The organism is Pseudofrankia saprophytica, from assembly GCF_000235425.2.
GTDB lineage: Bacteria > Actinomycetota > Actinomycetes > Frankiales > Frankiaceae > Pseudofrankia > Pseudofrankia saprophytica.
In genome coordinates this window covers 2,034,062-2,060,087 of sequence record NZ_KI912266.1, presented here as the reverse complement: position 1 = coordinate 2,060,087, position 26,026 = coordinate 2,034,062, and the positions used below count along the sequence as shown (strand labels likewise).

Annotated in this window: 14 protein-coding genes and 3 pseudogenes; 9 read left to right on the top strand and 8 right to left on the bottom strand. The window is 70.4% G+C overall.

Features of this window, described 5'->3' with window-relative positions; all coding sequences use genetic code 11:
• The 3 genes from FRCN3DRAFT_RS54925 to FRCN3DRAFT_RS56000 form a co-directional block, all read left to right on the top strand.
• Positions 1 to 221 (top strand): hypothetical protein (locus tag FRCN3DRAFT_RS54925; RefSeq protein ID WP_035924522.1); only part of this gene is annotated, 221 nt, incomplete at its 5' end.
• Positions 222 to 248: 27 nt separating this feature from the next.
• A complete protein-coding gene (locus FRCN3DRAFT_RS0208610; protein ID WP_007507673.1) occupies positions 249 to 458 on the top strand; it encodes a tyrosine-type recombinase/integrase in 210 nt (69 codons plus the stop codon).
• 350 nt (positions 459 to 808) lie between these two features.
• Positions 809 to 5,671 (top strand): toll/interleukin-1 receptor domain-containing protein, encoded by a 4,863-nt coding sequence (locus FRCN3DRAFT_RS56000; RefSeq protein WP_007507671.1) that lies wholly within the window; start codon positions 809 to 811, stop codon positions 5,669 to 5,671.
• A gap of 61 nt (positions 5,672 to 5,732) precedes the next feature.
• On the opposite strand, the gene FRCN3DRAFT_RS58080 is transcribed toward FRCN3DRAFT_RS56000, so the two are convergent.
• Both FRCN3DRAFT_RS58080 and FRCN3DRAFT_RS0208590 read right to left on the bottom strand, forming a co-directional pair.
• Positions 5,733 to 5,864 (bottom strand): hypothetical protein, encoded by a 132-nt coding sequence (locus tag FRCN3DRAFT_RS58080; protein WP_269799816.1) that lies wholly within the window; start codon positions 5,862 to 5,864, stop codon positions 5,733 to 5,735.
• Between the two features lie 9 nt (positions 5,865 to 5,873).
• Positions 5,874 to 6,338 carry a DUF4158 domain-containing protein gene (locus tag FRCN3DRAFT_RS0208590; protein ID WP_007507669.1) on the bottom strand — a complete coding sequence of 155 codons (465 nt, stop codon included), beginning with the start codon at positions 6,336 to 6,338 and terminating at the stop codon, positions 5,874 to 5,876.
• A gap of 75 nt (positions 6,339 to 6,413) precedes the next feature.
• On the opposite strand from FRCN3DRAFT_RS0208590, the pseudogene FRCN3DRAFT_RS55995 reads away from it, so the two are divergent.
• Positions 6,414 to 6,602, top strand: a pseudogene (locus FRCN3DRAFT_RS55995) (WD40 repeat domain-containing protein); the annotation flags it as partial.
• Positions 6,603 to 7,057: 455 nt separating this feature from the next.
• Here FRCN3DRAFT_RS55995 and FRCN3DRAFT_RS55990 read toward each other — a convergent pair.
• Together FRCN3DRAFT_RS55990 and FRCN3DRAFT_RS0208580 are read right to left on the bottom strand one after the other, a co-directional pair.
• Entirely contained in the window at positions 7,058 to 12,535 is a 5,478-nt protein-coding gene (locus FRCN3DRAFT_RS55990) for an ATP-binding protein (RefSeq protein WP_007507667.1), read from the bottom strand.
• Positions 12,519 to 13,964, bottom strand: coding sequence for an esterase/lipase family protein (locus FRCN3DRAFT_RS0208580; RefSeq protein WP_007507665.1), 1,446 nt, complete (start codon positions 13,962 to 13,964; stop codon positions 12,519 to 12,521). Before FRCN3DRAFT_RS0208580 ends, FRCN3DRAFT_RS55990 begins: the two co-directional genes overlap by 17 nt.
• Positions 13,965 to 14,344: 380 nt before the next feature.
• Here FRCN3DRAFT_RS0208580 and FRCN3DRAFT_RS52825 point away from each other — a divergent pair.
• The 3 genes and pseudogenes from FRCN3DRAFT_RS52825 to FRCN3DRAFT_RS43375 form a co-directional block, all read left to right on the top strand.
• Positions 14,345 to 14,494: pseudogene (locus FRCN3DRAFT_RS52825) on the top strand (IS3 family transposase); the annotation flags it as partial.
• 264 nt (positions 14,495 to 14,758) lie between these two features.
• The gene (locus FRCN3DRAFT_RS0208575; RefSeq protein ID WP_007507661.1) at positions 14,759 to 15,580 is read left to right on the top strand and encodes an SCO6745 family protein; all 822 of its coding nucleotides are present in this window, start codon (positions 14,759 to 14,761) and stop codon (positions 15,578 to 15,580) included.
• A 905-nt stretch (positions 15,581 to 16,485) separates the two neighbouring features.
• Positions 16,486 to 18,411, top strand: coding sequence for a TIR domain-containing protein (locus FRCN3DRAFT_RS43375; protein ID WP_007507659.1), 1,926 nt, complete (start codon positions 16,486 to 16,488; stop codon positions 18,409 to 18,411).
• A 480-nt stretch (positions 18,412 to 18,891) separates the two neighbouring features.
• Here FRCN3DRAFT_RS43375 and FRCN3DRAFT_RS0208560 read toward each other — a convergent pair whose 3' ends face one another.
• Positions 18,892 to 19,122, bottom strand: coding sequence for a hypothetical protein (locus FRCN3DRAFT_RS0208560; RefSeq protein ID WP_007507656.1), 231 nt, complete (start codon positions 19,120 to 19,122; stop codon positions 18,892 to 18,894).
• 85 nt (positions 19,123 to 19,207) lie between these two features.
• Between FRCN3DRAFT_RS0208560 and FRCN3DRAFT_RS0208555 the strand changes: the two genes are divergently transcribed.
• Positions 19,208 to 20,272, top strand: a complete 1,065-nt coding sequence (locus FRCN3DRAFT_RS0208555; RefSeq protein ID WP_007507654.1) for an integrase core domain-containing protein — start codon at positions 19,208 to 19,210, stop codon at positions 20,270 to 20,272.
• 51 nt (positions 20,273 to 20,323) lie between these two features.
• Positions 20,324 to 20,457 (top strand): annotated as a pseudogene (locus FRCN3DRAFT_RS52820) (DDE-type integrase/transposase/recombinase); the annotation flags it as partial.
• Positions 20,458 to 20,595: 138 nt separating this feature from the next.
• On the opposite strand, the gene FRCN3DRAFT_RS43370 reads toward FRCN3DRAFT_RS52820, so the two are convergent.
• The 3 genes from FRCN3DRAFT_RS43370 to FRCN3DRAFT_RS0208540 form a co-directional block, all read right to left on the bottom strand.
• Complete coding sequence (locus tag FRCN3DRAFT_RS43370; protein WP_007507652.1) at positions 20,596 to 24,006, bottom strand: WD40 repeat domain-containing serine/threonine protein kinase; 3,411 nt, start codon at positions 24,004 to 24,006, stop codon at positions 20,596 to 20,598.
• Between the two features lie 268 nt (positions 24,007 to 24,274).
• A complete protein-coding gene (locus FRCN3DRAFT_RS0208545; RefSeq protein ID WP_007507651.1) occupies positions 24,275 to 25,333 on the bottom strand; it encodes a Scr1 family TA system antitoxin-like transcriptional regulator in 1,059 nt (352 codons plus the stop codon).
• A complete protein-coding gene (locus tag FRCN3DRAFT_RS0208540) occupies positions 25,330 to 25,965 on the bottom strand; it encodes an RNA polymerase sigma factor (protein WP_007507648.1) in 636 nt (211 codons plus the stop codon). Before FRCN3DRAFT_RS0208540 ends, FRCN3DRAFT_RS0208545 begins: the two co-directional genes overlap by 4 nt.
• Between the last annotated feature and the right edge of the window lie 61 nt (positions 25,966 to 26,026).

Below are 26,026 nucleotides of genomic sequence, written 5' to 3'. Positions count from 1 at the left end.
CCCCCGCCCGGCTCGGGGAGCGTCTGCGCAAGCTCGGGGTCTCCGCGGTCGCCGGTCGCCGCGCCGCGATAACCCAGCTCGCCGCCGAACTCCCCACCGCCGTCCTGGCCGACATGCTCTCGATGCACCCGACCACCGCCGCCCGCTGGACCGCTCAGGCTGGGGGCACCTGGCACCACTACGCCGCTGAACTCGTCCGTGACCGTGACTACCAGCCCTGACGAATAGCTACCAGTCGATCTTCTCCCATGGCGCTACTCAACACCCCTGGAACATTGCTGCCTACCGGTTTCAACGCCGGCGTGCCAGTCGAGACGATCCGCAAACGGCTCGGCCACGCCGACATCCGCTCCACCCTGATCTACGCGCACAAGACCGACCAGGCCGCCGACGCCGACATCCGTGCCTGGCGCCGACGCCGCACCAGCTCAAGGACCACCACACAGAACCGATCATGAACGCGGCGTAGCCTCCCACGGTTTGTCCCGGTCTCCGTATTCATAGATTGGGAGTGTCGCGGCGGGCGAGCGAACACGATCACGTCGTTGTTCCGCCGCACGGCGGGCGTACGCGCTGGGCGTCGACTGGCGCCAGATCCGGCGGATGCTTGGCCACACGCTGAACCCGTTTCCCTGGATGGGCCTCACCCGCCTCACCCGCGTCGACGGCGGCCGCGCGGCTGAGCCGCCGGTCCGGCCGCCAGCGCTCGTTGACGTGGCACGCTAAGGACATGGCGTCGGGGGAGCCTTCGGGACAGGTCGCCCCGGCGCGCGACAGCGTCGGCGCGCGACCCCGATGGGATTTTTTCGTGTCCTACGCCGGCACTGACCAGGCGTGGGCGGAATGGATCGCCTGGCAGCTGGAGGAGTCCGGATACGACGTCCTGCTCCAAGCGTGGGACGCCATGCCCGGTTCCCACTGGACGACCCGGATGGACGAGGGCATCGAACGGTCCAGGCGCACACTGGCCGTCGTCTCCCAGGCCTATCTCGACTCGGTCTACGGACGGCGGGAGCGGCTAGCGGCATTCGAACGCGACCCGGACGGCACGGAACGCACTCTTGTCCCGGTCCGGGTCGAGGACTGCCGCCTGACGGGCGTCCTGCGTGGAATGGCGACCGTGGACCTTTTCGGTCTGCCCGCGGCGGAGGCCAGGTCCCGTCTGCGGGAGTGGATCGGCGCCACGCTGACGGGCCGCGCGAAGCCGGCCGCCGAGCCGGGCCTGCCCCACTCCGCCGGCTCGCCGCGCTTCCCCGGGCAGTCGGCGTCGGTGCCGGCCGCCGTCTTCTCGACCGGGGAGTTCACCCGGCTGACCGACGTCTACCAGCGCACCGGCGAGTTTCACCGCGCGCTCGACCTCGACCGGTTCGTCGGTCGCGACTGGCTCGTCGCCGAGGTCGACCGTTTCCTCAGCGACAACGAGAATGGCTACCTCGTGCTGGAGGCGGCCGCCGGGTTGGGCAAGTCGGCGTTCTGCGCCCAACTGGTCCGCGACCGCAGATACCTGTCGCACGTCGTCGGCATCCCGGGCGGCGACCGACCGGAGGCCGCGCTGCGCAACCTGTCCGCGCGGCTGATCGTGTCCCTGGGGCTCCTCGACGCGGCACCCGGCGGGGTCCTGCCGCCGTCGGCCGGGCGTCCCGACGTCTTCGCCGACCTGCTCGCCGAGGCCGCCGAGACCCGGGACCGGCTGCGGCCGGGCGAGCCGATCGTGCTGGTCGTCGACGGCCTCGACGAGGCGAGGACCGAACCCGACCAGGTTCCCCTCGGGCTGCCCGCCATCCTTCCCGACGGCGTGTACGTCATCGCGTCCCGCCGGCCCGGGACGGCGTTCCTGCCGGTGCACCCGCCGCCGCGGGTCGTGCTGATGGAGGCCGCGGCGCCCGACAATCTCGCCGACGTCGCCGCCTACCTGCACCGGGTGCTCGCCGAGGAGCCCCTGGCGGCCCGGCTGCGCGCGCACGGCCTGACGGTCCCCGAGGTCGCCGACCGGCTCTCGACCGCCTGCGGCGGAGTCTGGGTCTACCTGCGCTACGTCCTGGACGAGATAGCCAGCCAGGCCCGTCGGCCCGACGACCTCGACTCCCTGCCCGCCTCGCTGTGGCTCTACTACGCCCAGCGGGTGCGGCGTTCCCGTGGCCGCGACGGGGCGCGGTGGTCGGCGGTGGAGGGGCCGCTGCTCGCCACGCTCGCCGTCGCCGCCGAACCGGTCGACTTCCCGCTGCTGTGCGCCCTGGCCGGGGTCGAGCCAGACGAACGGTGGCGGACGGTGTTGGAAGAGGACTGGCGGCCGTTCCTCCTCGCGGCAGGGGACGACCCCGACACCACGACCACCGACGACGCCGACCCCGATGCCGCCGACAACGACGACCTAGACCTAGACACGGAACCCCGCTGGTCGCTGTACCACGCGAGCATGCGCGAGTTCCTGCGTGGCGAGCTGCCCCCGGGCATCAGCCGGAGCATGACCGCCGAACGTTCCCTGGTCAGGGATCTTCGCCGCGCGGCCAGGAGCCGGCACGGCGCGATCGGGCAGCGCTATCTCGACGCCTGGGGCGGCCTCGCGGCGGGCCTGCCTGGCCTCGACGAGCGGGTCCCGACGGACGCCGACGGCCGGTACGGCCTGCGCCACCTTGTTCACCATCTGCTGGAAGCCGGTCGCGAGGCCGACGCGCACGCCCTGCTGTCGCGCGAACGGGCCGTCGGGCCCTCGCCTGTGGCGCCGACTGATCTGGGCATGCCGGCAGGGTCGGCGGGATCACCGGCCCGACCCGGGGCGGCGCCCCGCGTCGTCAACGTGTGGTTCACAGCCCGTCAGCGCGTCGGCGACACCGGGGGCTACGCGCGCGACCTGGACACGGCGACGCGGGCCGCGCTGCGCTCCTGCCGCCGGGACGTGGACGCGGGCCGCCCGCCCGCGGACCTGCCCCACGTCGTCGGTTACCTGCTCATGGCGACATCGATCAACAGCCTCGCCCGGAGGGTGCCCCCCGCCCTCGTCGGGGCCCTGCTCGACAAGGGCGTCTGGACGTTCGACGAGGCGCTGGTCTACGCCCGCCGCGTCGCGCACGCGGGCCAGCGCACCGAGACGCTGATCGTCATCGCGCGCGCCGCGACCGCCGCCTCGCCACGAACCGGTCAGGCCGACGGGCCGCGCCCGACCGCGCTGTGGCTGGAGGCCCTGGCCGCGGCCCGGTCGATCCCCGCGACGTACCGAAGGTGGCTGACCCGCCTGCTCCCGCCCATCGCGGCCGCGGTGCCCGACGAGGCGCTGGAGCTGGCGCTGAGCGAGTCGCCCGAGCCCCAGGGGGAGGTGCTCGCCGCCCTCGCGCCGGTGCTGCCGGCCACCTCCCTGCGGCGGGCCGTCGACATCGCCGCCGGTCTCACCGACGACGGGCCCCGGCTGACGGCGCTGGCCGCGCTGCTCACGCGCCTGCCGCCCGACGAGGCGCTGGAGCGGGCCCAGCTCGAGCCTGAAGGCCACGCGCCGGGCCGGCTGCGCGCCGCCGTTCTCGCGATCCTCCCGGAGCCGGCCCGGACGGCGACCGTCCGGGAGGCGCTCGCCGTCTGGGAGAGCGCGTCCGACCCGCTTGAAGCGATCCGGACCGCGCTGCTCATCGCCCCGCACCTCGCGGAGTCCGAACGCGAGCGCCTGCTGGGCAGGGCACTCGAACTCGGCCCCGCCGCGCCGCGCCCCGAGGCGGCCCTGTCGCTGCTCGCGCCCCACCTGCCGGGCGTCGTCCACGCCGAGATCGCGGCGCAACCGGCGCGCTGGCCCGCCGTCGTCGCGGCACTCGCCCCACACCTGCCCGCCCCGCACGGGCGCGAGCTGGCCGAGGCCCTCGTCGCCGAACGGCCGGAGGTGCTCGCCGACGCCGCCGGCCGCGAGCTCGCTCCCCTGCTGACCAGCACCACCGTCGCGGCCCAGCTCGGCGCGGCCCGTCTCGGTGCCTACGACGCCGTGCTCACGGCGCTCGCCCCCCATCTGCCAGCCGCCGCTATCCCCGGCGCGCTCGCCGCGGTCGACGAGCTGAGCACCCAGGAGGAACGCGCCCGCGCCCTCGCCGCGCTCGCTCCCCGCCTCGACGCGCGGGGGTGCCAGCGGGCGCTGGCCATCGCGATGTCCATCGGGGACGCCCCGTGGCGCGTCCTCACCGCGGCCGCGCTCGCTCCCTGGCTGGACGACGCCGGGCAGGCCCGAGTCGCCGTGGCCGCGCGGGACGCGCTGCCACGGGTGTCCGCGGCACGCTGCCCACCGCTGATCCCGGTCCTGCTGCACGGTTTCCTCCATAGCGCCCGGCCCCACTCCGCCCTGCTGCTCGGCGCCGCGGCGCTCGGGTTCTCTCCGCCGACGCGGGACGGCCTCCTCGACGACGCCGTGCGCGTCGCCCTCGACAGCGCGCCGGCCGTGCCGGACGCGAGTGAGCGATCGGGCGGGCTGGCCCCGCCCGACCTCACCGAGGCGGTCGGCGGTGTCGCCGAGACGCTCGGCTGTCTGTTCCCGTACCTGCCGGAGGCCGCGCGGCAACGGTGCTGGAGCTGGCTGTCCGATCTGCGCGACCTGGGCACCTGGTGGCGCTTCCACACCTCGCTGCCCGGGATGCCGCGTAGCGAGGAGTACGAGCTCCTGCTCGAGTCGGAGGGCCAGATGTTGTGGTGGGACCGCCGTGCCCGCCTGGGGCTGCCCGCATCGATGCCGGCCATCGCGCGGGCCGGGATGGCCTCGCTGGTGGAGTGGACCACCGCGGGCGGACGCGACAGGGTACTGCTCGCCTGCGGCCCGCATCTTCCTGAGGATCTTCTCGAGGAGGTCATCGCCGCGGGCGAGCGGCTCGTCGGGGAGAGTCCCCGCGAGGTCAGCGCCGCGCTGGTTCGCCTCGCTCCCCGCCTGTCCGGGGACCTCGCGTCGCGGGCGGTCGCCGTCGCGGAACGCATCCCGAAGGACGATCGCTTCTCGCCCACCTATCCGCGCTCCGCCGCGCTGTGCGCGCTTGCGCCGCGCCTCGACCCGGCCGACGCGCGGGCGACCATCGAAACGATCACTCTCGACTACTACCGGGCGCTGGCTCGGCTTCGACTCGCGGCGGCCCTGCCCGCCAGCTCCGACGCCCGGACCGACGCGCTGACCGACGGGGTGCGGGCGGTGGCGAACATGCCTGCTCCCCTCTATCGCGCGCGGCTGCTCCTCGATGCCGCGAACACGCTGCCCGAGCTGCGCGGCCCAGCTCTGGTCACCGCCGTCCGGGAGGCCGAAGCCGAGGCCGCGGCCGCGGCCGAGGCGGACTCCCGGCGCACCCGGGTCGGCATCCTGCTGGGACCGGACCGGCTCACGCGGGTCAGCGTCCTCCTGGGGTTGGCGCCGCTGCTCGAGCCGCCGGCCGCCACGGCGGCGATCACCCGCGCGCTGCGGCTGGCCCTGGCGATCCGCGAGGTCAACGAGGAGTGGCGTTCGTTCGGTGTGCTCCTGGTGGCGGACGCCACCGAAGGCCTGGCGCCCGCCGCAGCGTTCGAGATCCTCGAATCCGTGATGGAGGACCTCTCCACCACCATCCGGGAACACCTGCTGACCCATCTGCGCTATCTGGCGCCGCTCCTCGGCGCCCTCGGCGGGACCGGCGCCGCTGGCGCCACGCTCGACGCGATCGACAGCGTCGCCCGCTGGTGGCCGTGACCGCGCCGTAGCGGGTCAGTCTGGCGTTGCGGTCCTGGATCGTCCGGACAGGCCGGTGACGTCAGCGCCTTGTCGAGGAGGCGTCGTCCGCCCGCCGAGCGGCGTTCGCCACCGTGGTATGCAACCTCTTGTCCGCGACCGAGCGCACCGCGGCGACCTGCTTGGCCAGCACCGACACACCCGGCAGCAGCACCCGGTGGCGTCACAGCCAGCCCACCGCCTGGTTGAACAGGGCGACCGGCCCCTCTGCGTGCGTCCACGCCCGCCCATGCAGGAACGAACGGAACTTCCGGCCCCACTCCGCGTCCTCGAACGGGTGGTAGCCGTAGGCGTCCCGGATCTCCCATGCATGGTCGTACACCGTCCGCCGGCGCTCGGTGTACCGCGTCACGCACGACGCATCGTCGATCCCCAGCTGAGCGGCCAGGTGCTCAACCACCGACGAGGGCACGTCCAACGGATCGTCCAGCAGAAACCGGCCCACATAGCGGACGGTGCACATCTGCACCGCGAAGCCGAGCTGGTGATGCCGCGTCCGCCGCAGCGCGATCAGGTCCCGGTCCACGTCGTCCAGGAAGAAGAACCGCTCCATCTCCGGACGGGTAGGCACCTCCGTGAACTTCCCGTACCCCTCGGCCTGCTCATCAGTTAAGAACTCAACCGGCACGCGGCGCAGGGTAGCCGGAGGCCTGACTCCGGATCAGCAAGCCATCTGTTGAACCCCGCGCGGGAGGCGTACACGGTGATCCGGAGACCGGACGGCCTGCTTGCCGCCGGCGGCAGCGACGGCACCGTGCGGATCTGGGATCTCAGCGACCCGGCCGCGGTCCGTCCACTCGGCACCCCCCTCACCGGCCACACCGGTGGGGTCAACTCGGTGGCGTTCGGACCGGACGGCCTGCTGGCTACCGGCGGCAGCGACGGCACCGTACGGCTCTGGGACGTCAGCGTGCTCCAAGACCTGCGGAACGCCGCTGTCCTGGTGGCGTGCCAACGCGCCGGCCGGGGCCTGGACGAGCGGGAATGGATTCGCTACCTGGCCAGCGAGCCGTACCGAAACACCTGCCCGGCAAGCGCTAGGTGGCCTGGCGCAGCGGTCGGTGCTGTCGATAGACGGTCGTCTGGCAAACTCCGCGGCCAGGACCACGGGTCGTACACACCGACGATGCACAACTCGATCATGCCTGAGCGACCAACTCGATCATCGTCTCCAGCGAACGCAACGGCGCCCTGGTCACGGACTAACAACGGGCCCCTCGTCCTCGCCGCGTCCGGCGAGCGGCTTGACGAGAGCGATCTCGACGTGGTGGCTGCCGCGGAGGGTGTGCCTGCGTTCCACGCGGGCCCGCAGCGCGGAGACATCTCCGCGCTGGTTCAGGCTTTGACCTACCGCCGTGGGTTCGGCGTGTCCGTGGTGTTCTCCTGGGCAGGAGGCTGGTTGGGAACGTCGTCGGCCAGGATGGCGATAACCCGCTGCAGGGCATCGCCGTTCAGAGAGGGAACGGCCGTTTCGTGGAGTTTTCTGAGCCGGATCGCATTTGCCCGGCACTGTAACGGGGTGGCGGTTGCTGCGGCGGCTCTGGCGAGGGTTGTGGCTTGGTCGGTGTTGCCAGTAGCGAGTGTCAGTACGGTGAGGAGGAACAGCCCTGTTCCGGGTAGCCGGGCGATGTTCGAGTTTGCTTGGAGCAGCAAAGCGAGTTGGTTGAGGTGGCCTGTTTCGATGGCATCGAGGGCGTGGTCGGCGGCGGCGGAGGGGTCCGTGACGATCGTGAACACGTCCTGGTTCTGTAGTCGGGTACTCAGTAGCAGGATCGCCAGGTGCTGGCGGGCGACGGGCTCGTCCGACTGCGCGAGAAGGTGCGTGACCTCATTGGTGATGAGTCGGTCGCGGTGGTCGGCGAGGTACTTGAAGGACTCGTTCCAAGTGTCTTTGCCGATCCAGGTGCTGACGGTCTGGAGGGTGTCGTGTTGGGCGCGCTGGTCGGCGAGTACGGCGGATAGGCCCTGGTCGTCGGCGGCGGTGAGCAGGGCCCTCAGCTCGTCGATGACAGATCTGTCGGGGTAGAGGAAGTCGAGGATGTCGAGGGTCTGAGGCAGGGTTGGCCGTGGGAACGGTGCGCCGTAGGTGGTGATGGCTGCTTCCCGCTGATCCCAGTCGGTGGCGGCTTGCCACGCGTTGACCAGATCTATATCGGTGTCTGGGAGGGGGCTGATCGCCCAGGAGGGCAGGTTGGCCGGAGCGTCGGGGAGCTGCTGTGCAGCGGCTCTGACCGTTGTCCGGGCTCGGGTGACGAGGTAGGGCGGCTGGTCTGCTGGGTCGGTCTCGACGTCGACGGCCGCCTGCCGCAGGAGGTCCAGGGCCTTGCGGTGGTCGCCTTGGCTGATCGCGCAGGCGGCGAAATGGCCCCGGAGTTCTCCTTGGGCCAGGGGATTGGTCAGCTTGGTGATGGCCGTCTCCCACAGGTTTTGTCCCGCCAGGGCTTCGGAGGCGCCAGCTGCGCACAGGTCGGAGATGCATCGTAGGGAGGCAGCGAAGTCCGGGAGGTAGGCGGCGGGGTTGGCCTCGGCGAGCTGGCGGCGGATCGTGACAGCCTCGTCGATCACGACCAGTGCCCCTGTCCGGTCCCCGACCTCCGCCCGCCGGCTCGCTTGGTTGTTCAGGGACGTCGCGAGGTCGGGGAGGTAGGCGGCGGGGTTGGCCTCGGCGAGCTGGCGGCGGATCGTGACAGCCTCGTCGATCACGACCAGTGCCCCTGTCCGGTCCCCGACCTCCGCCCGATGGACTGCTTGGTTGTTCAGGGACATCGCGAGGTCGGGGAGGTAAGCAGCGGGGTTGGCCTCGGCGAGCTGGCGGTACGCGATGACAGCCTCGTCGATCGTGGCGAGTGCTCCCGGAGGGTCCCCAACCGCCGCCCGCAGGTTTGCCTGGTTGTTCAGGGAGCCAGCGAGGTCGGGAAGGTAGACAGAGCGGTTGACGTCGGCGAGCTGGCGGTGGAGCGTGACAGCCTCGTCGATCACGATCAGTGCCCCCGCAGGGTCCCCAACCGCCGCCCGCCGGTTCGACTGGTTGTTCAGGGACGTCGCGAGGTCGGGGAGGTAGACGGAGCGGTTGGCCTCGGCGAGCTGGCGGTACGCGACGACAGCCTCGTCGATCGCAGCCAGTGCCCCCGCAGGGTCCCCAACCGCCGCCCGCCGGTTCGACTGGTTGTTCAGGGACGTCGCGAGGTCGGGGAGGTAGGCGGCGGGGTTGGCCTCGGCGAGCTGGCGGTACGCGACGACAGCCTCGTCGATCGTGGCGAGTGCTCCCGGAGGGTCCCCAACCGCCGCCCGCCGGGCCGCTTGGTTGTTCAGGGACGTCGCGAGGTCGGGGAGGTAGGCGGCGGGGTTGGCCTCGGCGAGCTGGCGATGGATCGTGACAGCCTCGTCGATCACGACCAGTGCCCCCGCAGAGTCCCCAACCGCCGCCCGCCAGGCCGCCTGGCTGTTCAGGGCGGTGGCGAGGCTGGGGAGGTAGGCGGCGGGGTTGGCCTCGGCGAGCCGGCGGCGGATCGTGACAGCCTCGTCGATCACGACCAGTGCCCCCGCAGAGTCCCCAACCGCCGCCCGCCGGTTCGACTGGTTGTTCAGTGAGCCGGCGAGGTCGGGGAGGTAGGCGGCGGGGTTGGCCTCGGCGAGCTGGCGATGGAGCGTGACAGCCTCGTCGATCACGACCAGTGCCCCCGCAGAGTCCCCAACCGCCGCCCGCCGGGCCGCCTGGTTGTTCAGGGCGGTGGCGAGGCTGGGGAGGTAGGCGGCGGGGTTGGCCTCGGCGAGCTGGCGGTATGCGACGACCGCCTCGTCGATCACGATCAGTGCCCCCGCCAGGTCACCAACATCCGCCCGCAGGTTTGCCTGGTTGTTCAGGGAGCCCGCGAGGTCGGGGAGGTAGACAGAGCGGTTGACGTCGGCGAGCTGGCGGTGGAGCGTGACAGCCTCGTCGATCACGACCAGTGCCCCCGCAGAGTCCCCAACCGCCGCCCGCCGGGCCGCCTGGTTGTTCAGGGACATCGCGAGGTCGGGGAGGTAGGCGGCGGGGTTGGCCTCGGCGAGCTGGCGGCGGAGCGTGACAGCCTCGTCGATCACGACCAGTGCCCCCGCAGGGTTTCCGACATTCGCCCGCCGGTTCGACTGGTTGTTCAGGGCAGTGGCGAGGCCGGGGAGGTAGACGGAGGGGTTGACGTTGCCGAGCTGGCGGTACGCGACGACAGCCTCGTCGATCGCAGCCAGTGCCCCCGCAGGGTCCCCAACCGCCGCCCGTCGGTTCGACTGGTTGTTCAGAGACGTCGCGAGGTCGGGAAGGTAGGCGGCGGGGTTGGCCTCGGCGAGCTGGCGGCGGAGCGTGACAGCCTCGTCGATCACGACCAGTGCCCCCGCCAGGTCACCAACATCCGCCCGCCAAACCCCCTGGTTGTTCAGGGAGCCGGCGAGGTCGGGGAGGTAGGCGGCGGGGTTGGCCTCGGCGAGCTGGCGGCGGAGCGTGACAGCCTCGTCGATCACGACCAGTGCCCCCGCCAGGTCACCAACATCCGCCCGCCGGGCCGCCTGGTTGTTCAGGGAGCCGGCGAGGTCGGGGAGGTAGACGGAGGGGTTGACGTCGGCGAGCTGGCGGTACGCGGCGACGCCCTCGTCGATCGCAGCCAGCGCTCCCAGCCGGTCGCCGGCGAGGACGCGGCGGTGACTCACCAGGAGGAGGAGATCGGCGCGCCGCTGGGGGTCGTCGGGTGGGGTTTCGGCCAGCCTGCGGTCGTCGACGAGCTGACCGAGTTGCCAGAGCCCAAGGGGCTGCAGCGGGATGTTGGCGGAAAGGGCGTCGAGGTCCAGCGGGGTATCGTCCGCGACGGTGAGGCGTTCGAGGGCTGTGCGGCTGGGGCCCCCGAGGGAGGTGGCGGCGGCGAGGACGACCGGCCAGCGGTCCGGCCCGTCGCGGAGCAAGGTCTCGATGTGGGCTGCGGCGGCGTCGGGGTCGTTCTGGCCGGCGCGAGTGAGCACGACGAGCGCGTCGAGCAGCCGCTGCAGGTCGGCCTGCTGCTCGGCGTCGGCCTGTCCTGTCCTGTCGGCTGGTGGGGGTAGCGCGCGGGTGAGTAGGGCGGGGTGTTTGCGTAGGACGATGAGGAGGTGGTGGTCGCCTATGGGGTCGGGGCGTAGCGACAACTTCTGGTGGGGGCCGGGGTCGAAGCAGGTCGTCAGCGCGCGGGCAACGTCGCGGCGCTCACGGCTGTCCTCGTCTAGTTCCGGTACGGCGCGCAGAGTGCTGGCCGCGCCAGCGGGGGGCGGGGTCAGCAGGGTCAGGCAGGCCGCGGCGTGGTCGAGGATGTCCGGCTCGGGTTCGCGCTCGCGGTTGATGCGGGTGTAGGCGCGGGTCCAGTAGCGCCGTTCGTGGTCGAGGATCTCGTTGTAGAGGTCGTCGTGGCTGGTCGGCAGCGGTCCGGTGCCTTGGGCGGCGGCCCAGCCGAGCAGGACCAGGTCGAGGGTGGTCCATCGCCGGCCCGGCGACGGGCGCCGCAGCGGCGGTATCGGGCTCGCTGGTGATGCTGGGTCGGTGGCGCGCATGGCGGCGGCGGTGCGCTCATAGACGTCCCCCGGCCGCGGATGGGTGTCGGGAAGCTCAAACTCCTCGATGCGGAAGGGGGTGGCGCTGGCGGTCTGGGCGCCGAGGATCTTTTGCAGCCAGCCGCCGTCAGTAGAGCGGGCGGTCAGGATGACGACGGTGGGCGGTCCTTGCCGGGCGGCGAGTGTTTGGAGCAGGGCATTGGTTTCGGTGGTCCGGGCGTCGGCGTAGTCGACGACGACCGCCAGCGGGGCGGTCACGGTCGCCAGCCAGCTCGTCGACGCTGGGTCGTGCAGGTCGTCGAGGAGCGGGCCGGCGTACCAGCCGTCGGCGCGCAGCCGGGCGGCGAGCTCGAGAGCGAGCCGGGTCTTCCCGGCGCCGCCGACGCCGTGGAGCACCGCGAAGCCGAGCCGGTCACCGGCGGCGACCTGATCGCAGTAGTCGGCCAGGACGGTCAGTTCGTCGCGGGACTGGAACGGGGTGACCTGATATTCGGCGCGTAGCAACCGCAGCGGCGACTCGGCCGTGCCCGGCTCCCGGTAGATCCCCCGCAGCGGAAGCACGTCGGGTAGCGCCGCCGGGCGATAGGCGTCGTCGCGACGGGCCACAGGTATCCCGGCCTGCCACGCCCAGTCACCGCCGGTCAGATAGCGGGCCCCGGCAACCCCGGCCTCCTCAAGGGTCGCGGCGGTACCGAGGATCGGCGAGCTGCCCAGGGAGCGCGTTAACCCGACCGGGTCGAGCACGACCAGAGGCCTCGGCGGCCCGTCGAGACTGTGTGCAACCTGGTCGGCGAAGCCAGTCGGTGCTGTCTCCCACACACCACTTGTCGGCGTGCCGTCCGGCCAGGCGCCGTCGATGGCTACCGCGACGACCGCATGCCCTGCCCCGCCGGCCCGGCGGACGGAGGTGAGCAGCACGACGGCGGCGGGCAGGCCCGCGGTCAGGCAGGCTGCGGCGAGCAGCAGCGCCACGTCCAGGCAGGTCCCGCTGCCAGGCGCGACCAGCACTTCACCCGGTGGCCGGATGACCTGGACGTCGACCCGCGCCGCCGTCGGCTGCTCGTCGTCCACGGCCTGCGGGGCGTCGGGTTCGTAGGCGTAGCCGATGTTCCGGTCAGCCAGCTCGCGCCAGGTCTCCCGGAGCAAAGCCAGCGGCGCCTCGCCGGAGCGTTGCGGGACTCGCGCATGGCGGCCGACGACGTCGGGGACGACGTAGCGTGCCAGCTGGGCTGGGTTGGTGCGGGGCCAAGCGGGCCAGTTAATCGAGGTCGACATTGTCGAGCACCTCCACCACCTCCGCCGCGCGCAGCCAACCCGCCTGCGGCACCTCACGGGCATCGACCTGAAGCCGATACACTCCCGGAAGAGCGGTGGCTAGCTCGCCGTGGAAGGCGCGGCCGCTGCCGTCCCAGGCTAGCCGCACGTCGGCCGACGATCCCTGCTTGGCCTCTGGTCGCAGCGTCACCCACATGGCGGTCGACGACAGGTCCGCGTCCACGCCCCGGACCGTCGCAGCGACGCTGAGGGCCCGGCCGGCGAGTGCCAACTCGTCGAGCTCCAGGCATAGCGCGACCGGCCGCTCGTCCGGTTTCCGGTAATACTGCAGATCCGCCGGTCGGCGCTCGAACGACTCCACCCACGGCACCACCTCGTCGAGATCGACGATCGCGCCGTGGCGGAACGCAACCCGCAGGTCCTGCGGCGAGTGCCGCTCCATCTCCACCGGCAGACCGCTGATCGCGGGAACAGTCCCGTCGCCAAGGTCGTCGGCCCAGGCACCCAGCCCAGCAGTACCGACCGCCCGGCCGACCCTGACCTTTTCACCGTCCCAGCTGCAGCCGCGCAGCGTGCCATGGCCGTAGCCAATCCGCGGCGTAACCTGCGGCCCAGTCCGGGGCATGTCGTTCCAGCAGGCGTCGATCGCCTGATGCACCTTGGCCGCGCCGCGTGCCAGGGGCTCCAGCCAATCCATCGGAACCTCGTCCGGCCGCAGAAACCCACGCCCGCGCCCGTTGGCCGCCGACGCTCGTCTCTCCAGCGAGCGATGAGGAGAACCATGCGACGGCTGCCGGAGGTCGGCGATCGCGGGGTAACGGGGCATCAGCTCCGCGACGCTCGGCCAGCCACGCAGTACCTCCCGCGGCCGGCGGATCCGAGACGGCCCCACAGCAACGCCGTTGGCGAGGATGTCCAACGCCTTCGGCGCCCCCCGGTGCGGGGTGCCCAGGGTGAGCATCGCCCGGCACAACTGGTCGTTGCCCGGCAGCGCCGCCCAGTAGCGGGCAACGAGTCCGCCCATCGAGTGCGCGACTAGCAACACCCTCGCGGCCTGAAGCGGATCCTGCGGCCATAGATGCCGAACCCGCTGGCGGATTTCGTCATCGAGCCGCCGTGCCGCGTCCGCAACGCTGCGGCGGAAGTCGTAGCCGAACGCGACCACCGTCGCGTCCAGGTTTGGCACCGGCCGCGACCCGTCGTCGAGCACCGCCCCGTCCAACGCCATCAGCCTGCCCAGCAGCCCCTCATAGCCACGCACCGCGGTCCACACCCCGAACGCCTTTCGCGAGCGGATCAGACCCAGCGGCCGCAGCTCCGGACGCTCCTCCACACTCAGCCGTTCCGGGTGGCGCAGCACATCCCCGATATCCCGCAACCCCGCCGCCCACACCAACTCCGGCGGATCCGTTCCCGGCACCGCCAGCATGCTCCCGCCGATGCCCGGCAGGACGACAACGAGATGATCACGCGCAGGCGGCATACCTGTCTCCCCCGAGAACAGCGGCCCCACCAACGGCCACAGCGATCTGCGTAGCCGCCACCTTCCCTACCGTGACTGCCACCATGCCCAGCCACGGCTGTCAGCAAACCGACGACACCGCTTTGCTCCACTCCCGCATCGCCACGGCCCACTGCGACGCTGGGTGAGTCGTCGAGGGGAGTCTCACCCCTCGACGCTGGTAGATCCGGACGTGAGGCTCTCGCCTCATCCGGCTCCCGTCATCCAGCCGTCGGTCGCAGTCCGAGCTGCCAGTGAGCGAACGGTCCTGGGTCGCGCCGTGCGATCTGTCCCAGGAGTCTGCGCCCGCGGGGCTGATCCACCAGTGCATCTCGATCGCGTTCACCGAGCGCCTCGCTGCCGCCAGCGTCGACCCGTCGGTCGGCAGCGTCGGCGACGCCTACGACAACGCGCTAGCCGAGACCACCATCGGCCTCTACAAGACCGAACTGATCAACCCGCCGGAAACACCGGTCACGGGACAATCCCCTGGACTCGGTCTGACCGTACGACGTAGACCACGGGACCTCACCGGCCGAGCAGGCGATCCGCCGCGGCCTGGGCCGATAGTCACGATGATGAGAGGCCGGAGCCCTTACGGCTGGCTAGGAGGGTTTTTGCGTTCGTTTGAGCCAGGACTTCGATGAGTTTCGCGGGATCCAAGCGTCTAAGTGATCGTGAGTGTCCGCAAGATGCGCTGGGCAGCAGGAGAGGATCAGGCCATGACCTTGGTGGCACGTCGGATGTTCGAGCTGGTCGAGCCGATCGGTGTCATCCCCTACGCAGCCGTCGAACCCAATGAGGCGATGTTCGCCCTGGGGTTCACCAACTACTGGGATACCTACTTCGCCGGACGGGCGGCGCCCCTAGGTCTCGTCCCGGCGGAGGTGGTGGACGCGCTCTTCTACAACTTCGCTCCCGGCGAGGTCGCCCGCCACATCCCGAAAGTGTGGGACACGACCACGCCCGAAGCGGCGATCGCCGCTCGTCAGATGGGTTGTGTGAAGGCGTTGCGGCGAATCCTCGGCGATCACGTCGACTCGCCCGCCTTCACACGGGCCGCCGAACTGTTGCTCAGGGCTGCGACCAGCGCACCGTTCGAGGGCCGGCCCATGTACGCCGCGCTGCGCGCGATCCCGATCCCCGATGACGTGGTGGCCCGCCTCTTCCATGCGGCTTCCATGCTGCGCGAGCACCGTGGCGACGGGCACATCGCCGCCCTGATGACCGAAGGCGTCGGCGGCCTGGAGGCTCACGTCCTGCACGCCCTCGACGTGGGCATGCCCGCGGAGAAGTTCGGACGGATCCACCACCTCCCCCCAGCGCAGCTCGCCGCCGTGATCGACGGGATGCGTGATCGCAACCTGATCGGAGATGACGGTTGGCTGAGCGAAACGGGCCGCGCCATCAAGCAGCGGGTCGAAGCGCTCACCGACGACCTCGCCGCGAAGCCGTACGAGAGCCTCGGGCCCGACGAGTTCGACGAGCTCGTGACCACCCTCGAACCGCTCGCCAAGCTGCTCCTCGCCGACCAGGACTGGTAGCTGGTAGACGGAAAGCGGCCGCTCTGAGCAGGCCGCTGGCGTGCTTGACCCGGGAGCCGGCAGGAAACGTGTCCCCAGGGGCACAGGATCTTCGTCTTTCTCTGGACGACGTGATGCTCGGCGTCAGATTGGAGTACACCCCAACACCACACGCTCGCGCGCCGCGAGATGCGTCAGGTTAGAGACGTCGGCGGAGTTTCTTGATGCGTGTCTGCTCGGTTCTTGGAGTTCATCCTGACACCTCCGACCCAGTAGCGCCGTGGACGGTGAAGCAGCGCAGACGCTCGTCGCTCCAGCCGAACACGACCTGCGTCACCGGGTACAGCTCAGCGGTGGTCGTCTGGCCGATGACGAGCAGCCGACGTCAGATCAACGGGCTGATCCCCGCCAGCACCACCCGCAGCTGGTAAACCTCGGGCGCGGTCGGGGCTGACGCATCCGCGGTCACGGGCCGCCATCTTCTCGGTCCGGCCGTCAGCGCCGGGCACCAGGTCGCCGGGCGCGTCATCTGGTGCCGGCCGGTCCCCTTGACCGCCGTGTCCTGGTGCTGGACGTGGCGATGCCCCGCCGGAGGGACTCGACTACCTCGGGCGGGGCATCGTGCCGTTCTTACCGCGGCTGTCCGACAGTTCCGTTCTGCACGCCGATGGACGCTTGCCTGTAGCGCAGCCGACACGGCACAGGAGTAGCCCGTTCGGAGAGTTGTGGTCGTGGTCTGCGTCGGTTCCTGTGACAATGCTGCTTGTCGCAGGAAACGGCGACGGCCGAGAGCAGCTGTCCACCTCGGGGTGCGCTGGCTGTGGGACGGCGGGGCATTCCAGAGCTGGGACGCGTTTCGCGCCGCGCCGGAACCGACCGATACGCCACAGGTCGGGCCTCGGGGGATGGTGGCAGGATTAGGAGCTGTGTCCGATAGGGGCGCCTCGGGCGGCGGGACAGCGCCGGGGTGCGACTTCTTCATCTCCTACACCGCCGTGGATCGGGCATGGGCGGAGTGGATCGCCTGGCAGCTGGAGGACGCTGGCTATCGGGTGCTGGTTCAGGCGTGGGACTTCGTGCCCGGGTCGAACTGGGCGGTGCGCATGCAGCAAGGCATGGCTGACGCGCAACGCACCATAGCCCTGCTCTCCGACTCCTACCTGCGTTCGGTGTACGGCCAGGCCGAGTGGCAGGCCGCTCAGGCCGCCGACCCCTTGGGGTTCGCCCGCAGGCTGCTGCCCATCAGGGTGGAAGACTGTCCCCGCCCCGGTCTGCTCGGACAGATCGTCTCGATCGACCTATTCGGGCGGCCGGCCGAGGCCAACCGCCAGCTTCTGCTCGACACGATCGCCGCTGCGGTCGCGGGACGAGCGAAGCCCTCGGTCTCACCTGCCTTCCCTCACCCCCCGGCATCACCAAGCATGCTGACGGGCGAGCCGGACTTCCCTATCTCGTCATCCCCAACCTCCTCCACCGCACCGGCCCCCGCGGACCCGGCGAACCCACCCCAGCCGCAGCCGGCGGACGTCAGCGTCCGGCCGGACCGCGCGGCCCAAGACCCGCCGATACGGCAGCCCGATCACGGGCGTGACGACGGCCTAACCCACATCACCGGGCAAGCGGACCCCAGCATCGCCGACGCGCCTCGTCACCCAGCCCCCACGAGGACCGGGATCAGCGTGGCCGCGCCGGCGCCGCGCCGGGACGACCAGCCCCGGGCACGACGCCGCTGGCCCCGCTGGCTGCGCCGCCCCCAGATCCTCGCCCCGCTCGCGGTCCTAGCGGCCGCCGCCATCACGGCCACCGCGCTGATCGCGGCCGAACCGGGACACTCATCCGGAGGCGCGGGCTCCAGACAGACCACAACCCCGTCGCCCTCCTCGGCGCCCATCGCGCCGCGCCCCCTCGGCCAGCCGCTGACCGACCACACCAACTCCGTAACGTCCGTGGTGTTCTCCCCGGATGGGCGAACCCTGGCCAGCAGCAGCGGCGACAAGACGGTGCGGCTGTGGGACCTGGCCGATCGCGCCCACCCCAACCCGCTCGGCCAGCCGCTAACCGGCCATAACGACTGGGTGCATTCGGTGGCGTTCTCCCCGGATGGGCGAACCCTGGCCACCGGCAGCGGCGACAAGACGGTGCGGCTGTGGGACCTGGCCGACCGGGCCCACCCCAACCCGCTCGGCCAGCCACTGACCAGCCACACCGGCGCCGTGGTCTCCGTGGTGTTCTCCCCGGATGGGCGAACCCTGGCCACCGGCAGCGGCGACAAGACGGTGCGGCTGTGGGACCTGGCCGATCGCGCCCACCCCAACCCGCTCGGCCAGCCGCTAACCGGCCACACCGACGGTGTGTGGACGGTGGCGTTCTCCCGAGATGGGCGAACCCTGGCCACCGGCAGCGCCGACGCGACGGTGCGGCTGTGGGACCTGGCCGACCGGGCTCACCCCAACCCGCTCGGTAAGCCGCTGACCGGGCACACCGGTGCCGTCTTGTCGGTGGCGTTCTCCCCGGATGGGCGTACTCTCGCCGTCGGCAGCGACGGCACGACGGTGCGGCTGTGGGACCTGGCCGACCGGGCCCACCCCAACCCGCTCGGTAAGCCGCTAACCGGCCATACGGGCCGGGTGCATTCGGTGGCGTTCTCCCCGGATGGGCGAACCCTGGCCACCGGTAGCGCCGACGCGACGGTGCGGCTGTGGGACCTGGCCGACCGGGTCCACCCCAACCCGCTCGGTAGGCCGCTGACCGGCCACGCTGTCGCCGTGTACTCCGTGGCGTTCTCCCGGGACGGGCGCACCCTGGCAAGCGGCGGTAACGATACGACGGTGCGGCTGTGGCAACTGCGATGACTGCGGTGGCCGGCCGGAACGGCGGAAGTTGAGGTCGGCACAGATTCCCGTGATAAGAGGCGTTGTCACAGGAAACGGCCCGGGACGATCAGCTGACCTGTGGGGACGTACGACTCCCAGCGAGTGTCTTCTCGGATTTATCTCAGGAACGGGACGGAGCCGGGTCATGGCGGCGTCTATGGCGGTCCCGATAGCCATCCGTCCGCTGGTCCCGTCGGCGACTTCTGATCGACCTGGCTACTGCCGGGTGCAGCCTCACGCGGTCTGCGGGTATCGAGGCGGCCTGGCCGCGTTCACCTGCTGGCATCTGGATGGTCTCGACATCGTCGACGTGCTGGCGCTGCGCGCCTTCTTCGCTACTCTCACCGAGCTCGCTCGGCGGCGGGGCACTCGTCGCGTTCTCTTCCTGGTCGTCCGCCACGACCTCCTGGCCATGAGGCTGATGAGGCGGCACCCGGTTGGTCGCTGGATGAGTCGGGCTCAGATTCGGGGGCCCGGCCGAGGAACGCCGTCGTGCGGCGTGCCGACCTTGCGGTGGTAGCGGCCCTGGGCGGCTTGTTCGGACTCGACGCTGAGATCGGCGGCGATCTGTCGGAACCTCGGCACGCGCCTGCCCAGGGCGTCCTTCTCGCGCGCGGCGAACAGTAGGACGCCTTCGAGTTCGTAGAGCTCGGCGTGAACTGCCCGGAGCAGAGTCAGAGCAGTGCCCACCTCGTCGGGTGTAGCGTGCCAGAACTCGATTTCGGACCGCTGACCTGCGACTTCATCGCCGGGTGCCGTGGTGCACGATTGGCTCATGGTGGTCCGACTGGCGTATCTGATCATGGTGCGGGTGTTCGACTGGCTGGTCCTGCTGACGCGCAGTGACGCGGCGAGGACGACGGAGCTGTTGGTCCTGCGCCACGAGGTCGCGGTGTTGCGTCGTCAGGTGGGACGTCCCCGGTTCACCTGGCCAGACCGCGCGATCCTGGCCGCGCTGGCCCGGCTCCTACCCCGCGAGGTCCGGTCGTGCCGGCTGGTCACCCCTGCAACGCTGCTGGCCTGGCATCGCCGCCTGGTCCGCCGACACTGGACCTACCCCCACCAGGTGGGCCGCCCGTCGGTGGATGAAAAGCTCCGGACGCTGGCGATCCGACTGGCCCGCGACAATCCCACCTGGGGCCATCGCCGCATCCAAGGAGAACTACTCGGCCTGGGCCATCAGATCGGCGCGGGCACGATTCGTCGCATCCTCGCCAGTGCAGGTCTCGGCCCAGCGCCGCGCCGCCACGCCGACAGCACCTGGCGCACCTTCCTCCACGCCCAGGCCACCGGCCTGCTCGCCACCGACTTCTTCCACCTGGACACGATCGCCCTGCGCCGGCTCTACGTCCTGTTCGTCATCGAGATCCAGACCCGGCGTGTCCACATCCTCGGCGTGACCGCCCACCCGACCGCAGCCTGGGTCACCCAGCAGGCACGCCACCTGACCATGGACCTCGACGGACGACTCGACGCATTCCGTTTCCTGATCCGCGACCGAGACACGAAATACACCCAGGCGTTCGATGACGTGTTCGCCGCCGAAGGCATCCAGATCATGCGGACCCCACCGCGGACACCCCGGGCGAACTGCCACGCCGAACGGTTCATCCGCACCGTCCGCCAGGAATGCACCGACAAGATCCTCCTCTACGGCGAGCGCCACGCGACCACGGTGCTCGACGAGTACACCCGCCATTACAACGATCATCGCCCTCATCAAGGGCGAGACCAGCGACCACCGAACCACGACCCAGCCACCGTCACCCCATTCAACGGCCCGATCCACCGCCGCAAGGTCCTCGGAGGCGTGATCAGCGAGTACCACCGTGCCGCCTGACGGAGCTGCAAAACCGCAGGCCACGCCCCCGGATCGAGTTCTGGCACGCTACAGGACAACAACCGGATCGAGTCCGACCACAGCAGACCCAAGGCCAGGCTCCGGCCCATGCGGGGCTGAAACGGCCGCGCTCCGCCCAGACGATCAGCAGTGGACACGCGCTCGTCCAGAACATTCGCCGCGGCGGTCTGACCCTCAAGCCCGCCCGGCCCACCGCACGCCCCGACCCTCCGAACGAAACAGGCGCCTCCGCGACTCCCGCGGGCTGACAGATGTCGAGGTCAGGTCCGGGGCCGTCCGGGTAGGTAGAGGTGGAATGTGCCTCACGGGCAGAGGGGATGGTATTCGAGGTCCGGGACGAAGCGTTGCCACTCCTGTGGGGACAGGCCGCTGCCCGGCTGTGTGCAGAGGCGCCGTAAGGCGTCTGCCGGGTTCAGGTCCCACAGTCGGACGGCGTAGTCGTCGCTGGTCGTCGCCAGATAGTTGCCGTCGGGTGAGAAGGCGGCGCCCAGCACACCCTTGGTGTGGCCTACGAGAATGGCCGACCTGCCCGGATGCCGCAGGTCCCAGAAGCGGACTGTGTCATCACCGCTCGCCGTGGCCAGGGCCTGCCCATCCGGCGAGAACATAACGCCCCACACGCGGCCGACGTGGCCTGTGAGGATCCTGGTCAGAGTCGGTGCGGACGTGCCGATGTTCCAGAGCCGGACGGTTGTGTCCTCGCTGGTAGTCGCCAATGTGCGGCCGTCCGGGGAGAAGGCGACACCGAGGACATGGCTGGTGTGACCGGTCAGGGTTGCGCGCATGGTGGGATGGGCGACGTTCGCGACGTCCCAGAGCCGAGCGGTGTGGTCGTCGCTGACCGTGGCGAGCGTGCGGCCGTCCGGTGAGAACTCCACGTCGCGGACGCCTTGGGTGTGCCCAGTGAGCACAGCGATCGGCCGAGGGCGGTCCGGGTTGGAGACATCCCAGAGCCGGGCCGTGTCGTCATCGCTGGCTGTGGCCACCGTGCGGCCGTCTGGGGAGAATGCCACAGCCCAGATGCGCTTGGTGTGGCCGTCGAGTGCCCCACGCGCGCGTGGGGTACCGCCGCTCCCGGTGCCGGCAGGGGCGAGTTCCCACAGTCGTGCGGTGCCGTCGCCGGCCGCCGTGGCGAGTAACGCGCCGTCCGGCGAGAACGCGGCGTCCAGTGCCCCGACGCCGGAGGCCGCGATTCTCAAGGTCCGTCCGGGCTGGCCCGGGTGGGCGGCATCCCAGAGACGGACGGTCCCGTCGTTGCTGGCGCTGGCCAGCAGCCCGCTGTGCGGTGAGAACGTCGCGGACCTGACCCAGCTCTGGTGACCTGCGAGGGTGGACACCTGCACGGGGCTGCGTGGCGCGGTGAGATCCCACCGCCTGATCACGCCGGTGAAGCTGGTCGCGGTGGTGAGAGTCCGACCGTCGTCGGAGAACGCCAGGTCGAAAACTACGTCGGTGTTCCCGGTCAGTACCGACAGGAGCCGGGGCGCCCGGGGGTCGGCAACGTCCCAGATGCGCACCGTGCGGTCACGGGCGCTGGTCGCGAGTGTTCTGCCGTCGGGCGAGAACTTGACGGCGACAACGGAGTCGGTGTGGCCGGTAAGAGCTCCGAGCGGAGTGGGACTATCGGGCCGACCAATATCCCATAGCCGGACGTCGCGCCGTCCACTCGCCGTGGCCAGAACCCGCTCGTCAGGAGAGAAGTCCACGCCGTCGGGTGCACCGAGAAAACCCAGCGCCTCCGGCAAGACGGCGCGTCGCGTCGCGGGCGCGTCGCCCGGGATGGTCCAGAGCTCGAGGCCGCCGTCTGCCGGCTGGACCGCGGCCATGGCGCCATGGCGCGAGAGGACAAGAGCCGACGACCAGTAGTTCCTGTCCGGATCCGCCCCGCGGATGGTGAACGTGCTCACCCGCCGTCCGGTATGCGCGTCCCAGAGCGCGGCGATCGTGCCGTCGCTGTATCCGATCGTCGCCACGAATGCGCTGTCGTGGGTGAAGGTGACGCCGAAGAGGGTACCGAGCTGGGGAATCGTTGTTGTGAGCGTGGGGCTGCTGACAGACGAGATATCCCAGACCTGGATCGCCGAGTATTGGTTCGCGACCGCCAGCATTCTCCGGTCCGGTGAGAACGCGACGTCGTCCACCGTGTCCAGACTGGGCAGCGTCGCGATCTCCCGCACGCCGTCCGCGGACACGGTCCAGACCTTCACCTCGCGGGTTCTCCAGCTCGACGTCGCGGCCAGCGCACCGTCCGCGGAAAAGGTGACGTTGCTGTCTGGCATCGTCTCGAAGATCTGGGTGTTCGCGGAATCGTAGACGGTCATGGTCAGGGCGGTACGCGCCTCGGGCGTGGGGGCGATGCGGTAGGCCGCCGCCGCGAGCCGCCTGCCGAGCCCGCGATCGGTCTCGAACGTCGTCAGCGCCAGGTCGGCCAACCGGCGTGACGAGGCGGCGAGCTGCTGCTGCGCCGTCGATCCGGCTGCCTGGCCTGTCCCGCGGGACCATGGGGCGACGGCGAGCACGACGGCGAGGGTGATGGCTGCTGTCGCCACCACAGTCACCACCAGCAGACGCGTCCGAGACCGCGCCCAGCGCATGGCCCCACGGCGCGGGGGGCCTGACCGTTCGCCGTCTGGGACGGCCTCGAGAGCGATGAACGCCGGGCCTGCAAGGACCGTCCGTCCGGTGAGCGTCGCCCTAGCCGCCTCATCCATGGCACCGTCCGCCGTGGGGGTGGAGTCGACCGTGGCGGCCGACGCGGACACGGACGGGTGGCTCGTGGGTTTCGCTTCAACGGCTGGCGCGGAGGCGGGTGCGTGCGTGCCGTTCATGCCTGCGGCGGTGAGTTGGCCGAACGCGCCGGATTCCTTATTGACCTCCGCCGGCTCCGCCGCGAGGAGACGCGCCAGGAGATCCTGGGCTGAGGGCCGCAGCGCCGGGTCCTTCGCCATCGCGGCCTGAACCAGGGGAAGGAGGCTCGGGTCGAGGCCGTCCAGTCGGGGTGGCTCGTGCACGACCCGATGGGTAAGGACATGGACCGGCCCCGCACCGAAAGGCTGCCGACCGGTCCCGGCGAAGACGACCATCGCGCCCCAGGCGAACACGTCGGCCGCGGCGGTGACCTCGTCCAGGGACGCCTGCTCCGGTGCCATGAATCCCGGGGTGCCAAGCTGGCCGATGAACTGGCTGGTCGCACCCGTCACCGCATCCAATGCCCGGGCGATCCCAAAATCAATCACCTTTGGGCCGACCGGCGACATCAGCACGTTGGACGGTTTCAGATCGCGGTGCACGACCCCGACCCGGTGAATGGCAACCAACGCCGTCGCCACCGCGACCGCCACCTGCTTGAGCGCGGCCGGAGCCAGCGGACCGTCCTCTTTGATCATCTGGGACAGGCTCGGCCCGCGCACGAACTCTGTGACCAGATAGGGCCTGGGAGAGTCAGCATCCGCATCGATCACCGGCGCCGTGCAGAAGCCGTCCACCCTGCGGACAACAGCGATCTCGCGGCGGAAACGAGCGCGGAACTCCTGGTCGCGCGCCCATTCGTCCCTGATCACCTTGACGGCGACCCGACGGCCCTCCGCGGTCTCCGCGACGTAGACGACACCCATCCCGCCCACGCCAGCCCGCCCGAGCAGCCGATAGGGACCGACCTGCTCCGGATCCCGCTCATCCAGCGGCCGCCACATCGAACTCACGTCGTGCCGCACGTCGTCACGACACCTTCTCCCCCCGAGAACTGCGAACAGCTTAACGCCGCGATCGGCACGCTCACGTGCGCGGAAGGACTCAGCTATCGCCCCAGGTGTTCGCGACGCGAAGCCGAGGTGGCGACGTTGTCGGCGACGCTCGGCTACCTCTTCAGCATCGCTGGAGGCGCGGCGAGATGGCCCTGCGCTTCGGCGGTCGCGGCCGGCGTAGCGGACCTCGCCGGAGTCCGCCGGGCGCTGCCCGGTGAGCGCGCCGCCCATGGGCGTGTCAGAACAAGGTCATGATCTTTGTCAGTACGTCGACCGCGTGGGATGGGGCTGTGCTGTCGATGCACAGCCGGTCCCAGGCTTGCATGTAGTGGTCGACGTCGCCGCGCTGGTCCAGGTAGGTGCCGCCACCGAAGAACTCCAGGTAGACCACATCGGGTAGGACCGCCTCAGGGAACCGCAGAATACTGAACTGTCCGCCTTCAGCCGCGTGGCCACCGAGGTCATAGGGCATGATCTGGAGGGTCAGCGTCGGGGTATTCATCAGATCGATGAGATATCTGATTTGACTCCTCATGATCTTAGCGCTGCCGACCGGGCGGCGTAGCGCAATCTCGTCAAGGACTACCCACAGCCGGGGTCCGTCTGGTCTCGCGAGGACCCGCTGTCGATTCATGCGCATGGCGACCCGGTCCTCGATCACCCCGCGTGACTTACCTCGGCCGTTTTGGGTGATTTGCGCCCGGGCGTAGTCCTCCGTCTGGAGGAATGTTGGAATGTAATGGACCTCGTACGACCGGATCAAGGACGCGGACTCTTCCAGCCCGGGGTACGGCTGGAACCAGTCGGGCAGATAGTCGGAGTTGCTCTGCCACCAGCCCTGCTGGTCGGCGTCGTGGACCATCGACAGGAAGGATGCCTGTTCGGCATCCCCGGTCACACCATAAAAGTTCAACAGAGCTTCAACGTCACGCTGCCTGAGCGGGACACGCCCCTGCTCAAGACGGCTGATCTTCGCCTCCGAGCTTCGGAGGTGATGGGCTGCCGCCCCGCGGGTGGCGCCGGCCGCCTCGCGGAGCCTGCGCAGTTGAGCGCCCAGCAGCATGCGACGGACCGTCACGATGTTGCCCGTCGACCTTGGTGTACGGGCCGTCACCATGTTGCCCGTCGACCTTGGTGTCACGTCCGGCGCGTTCGCGTCCTTGGGTGAGCGGCTGTCTGCGCGGAGGGTCTTCAGGAGAGTGTCCGGGGAGCGATCCCGCAGACGGCGGCTGATGTCATCGCCGAGCGAGGAGCCGGCAAGCAGCTGGTGGATGGCGGTGTCGTCGGGATCGGTCACGGCTGCTGTCCTCCTCCCAGGCTTTTACGGTAGCGGTATCGGCGGTTCGCGACCGCGCCAGCAGTGGTGCCATCTCCCAGAATCCGCGCGATCTCGCCGTCGCTGTAGCCCGCGTGATGGAGAAGAATCTCGGTGCGTCGTCGTCGGTCTGGCGGCAACTTCTCGGCGATCTTCTCCCGCAGGATCACGAGATCTGCCGGGTCGTCAAGGACGGTCGACCCTCGGTCCAGCAGGTGGGAGTCCGGGAATGGCCGGACCTGCCGCTGGTCGCGTTCCCACGCCTTATACACACCGCCGAAACGCAGGATGCAGCTCCCGACGAAGTAGCTGGTCAGCACCGCGCCACCATCGGGCGACCAGCCCCGGCCGGTGCGTCCGTCGACGACGAAGCGTTCCAAGGCCCGCCGTAACGTTTCCTGAACCAGGTCCTCGACATCGTGGCGAGTCAGAACCATCGTCCCGGAGCCGAGCCGGCTCAGACCGCGAACGCCCCTCCGCGCACACTGCTCCACAATGTGGCCGCTGGCCAGCCAGGAACAGAGCACCGGATAGGCGTAGCGGACCAGGGCGTCAGCCACGACGTCAAAGTCCGGTCCGGCGAACCCGACCTCAACCAGCCGCGCGTACAGCACAGCGTCCCCCACGGTCGATTCTGGGGGGCGCGTCACAGCCGCCCGCCGCGAGCCGGGCCGC

Bases quoted from the DNA above. Each gene is read 5' to 3' on its own strand.
- FRCN3DRAFT_RS0208610 (WP_007507673.1), top strand. From the start codon at position 249: ATGGCGCTACTCAACACCCCTGGAACATTGCTGCCTACCGGTTTCAAC.
- FRCN3DRAFT_RS55990 (WP_007507667.1), bottom strand. From the start codon at position 12,535: ATGTCGACCTCGATTAACTGGCCCGCTTGGCCCCGCACCAACCCAGCC.
- FRCN3DRAFT_RS0208580 (WP_007507665.1), bottom strand. From the start codon at position 13,964: ATGCTGGCGGTGCCGGGAACGGATCCGCCGGAGTTGGTGTGGGCGGCG.
- FRCN3DRAFT_RS0208575 (WP_007507661.1), top strand. From the start codon at position 14,759: ATGACCTTGGTGGCACGTCGGATGTTCGAGCTGGTCGAGCCGATCGGT.
- FRCN3DRAFT_RS0208555 (WP_007507654.1), top strand. From the start codon at position 19,208: ATGGTGGTCCGACTGGCGTATCTGATCATGGTGCGGGTGTTCGACTGG.